Source organism: Hymenobacter sp. AT01-02 (genome assembly GCF_000961955.2).
GTDB classification, from domain to species: domain Bacteria; phylum Bacteroidota; class Bacteroidia; order Cytophagales; family Hymenobacteraceae; genus Hymenobacter; species Hymenobacter mucosus.
On the sequence record NZ_JZIR02000214.1, the window covers coordinates 1 to 1,247 of the forward strand.

At 66.4% G+C, this 1,247-nt stretch carries 1 protein-coding gene and 1 pseudogene; both read left to right on the forward strand.

The window, feature by feature from the left end:
• A partial coding sequence (locus VI25_RS22500; RefSeq protein ID WP_055562937.1) for a pirin family protein occupies positions 1–696 on the forward strand: 696 nt, incomplete at its 5' end.
• Between the two features lie 67 nt (positions 697–763).
• Positions 764–1,247, forward strand: a pseudogene (locus tag VI25_RS22505) (LLM class flavin-dependent oxidoreductase); the annotation flags it as partial.

Here is a 1,247-nt window from a genome sequence, read left to right on the forward strand (position 1 = left end):
GCTACCCTCACCTACCTGCTGAGCGGCGAGGGCCTGCACCGCGACAGCCGCGGCAACACGGCCCTGGTGCGCTCGGGCGGGGCGCAGTGGATGAGCGCCGGCAACGGGATTCTGCACGATGAGTCCATCAATCCCGACGCGGCTACCCGCAGCTCCGTCACGCACGGGCTGCAGTTCTGGATCAACCTGCCCGCGCAGCAAAAAGCCCAGCTGCCCGAGTACCGGTCGCTGCCCGCCCGCGCCCTGCCGACCGTCGCGCTACCCCATTCAGCGGGGTGGCTGAAGGTAATTGTGGGCGAATGGGCCGGCCAGACGTCCCCCGTTCCCACTTACTCGCCCCAGTTTCTCTACACGTGCAGCTGGCAGCGGGTCAGCAGTTGGTGCTCCCTACCACGGCCGGACACGAGTACGCCGCCTTTGTGCTGCACCAGCCGGCCCTGGTGGGGGGCATCCGCTACGAGGCCGGCGAGCTTTTGCTACTGGACCCCACCCTCGGATGCCCCCCTCGTCCTAAGCGCCGCTCCCGGCAGCGCGGCCGACTTTATCGTGTTTGGCGGGGCTCCTTATACGGAGCCTATCGTGGCACAGGGTCCATTTGTGATGAATACGCGCCAGGAAATCATCCAGCCTACCACGACTTCTACCAGGGCCTCTACGGCACCATCGACTACCGACCAAGTGCCCGCGCTAGCCTAGGCCCCGGGCGCACCTCCGCCGGCGCCGGCGCGGGGTGCGGCACCCACCCTTCTTGGAATTTCAAATCATGCAACTAGGTATTGATAGTTTTGCCCTGCGCGGGTTAGGGAGCAGTATGCCGCCCGCCCGCCAGGCCGCCGAGCAAATGGGCCACTTGGTGGACCGTATTGAACTGGCCGATCAGGTAGGGCTTGATGTCTTTGGCATCGGGGAGCACCACCGGGCGGAGTTCCTGGATTCAGCGCCGGCCCTGATTTTGGCCGCGGCGGCGTCCCGCACCTCGCGCATTCGCCTGACCAGCGCCGTCACGGTGCTGTCGGCCGCCGACCCGGTGCGCGTGTTTCAGGAGTTTGCTACTCTCGACTTGCTCTCGCGGGGGCGGGCGGAGCTGGTGGTGGGCCGGGGCTCCTTCACGGAGCCTACCCGCTATTTGGCTACGATTTACGCGACTACGACGCCTGTTTGCCGAGAAGCTGGACCTGCTCTTGGCCCTACGGGCGCAGGAGCAGGTAACCTGGCAGGGACGATTCCGGCCGGCCCTGAGCGGGCAG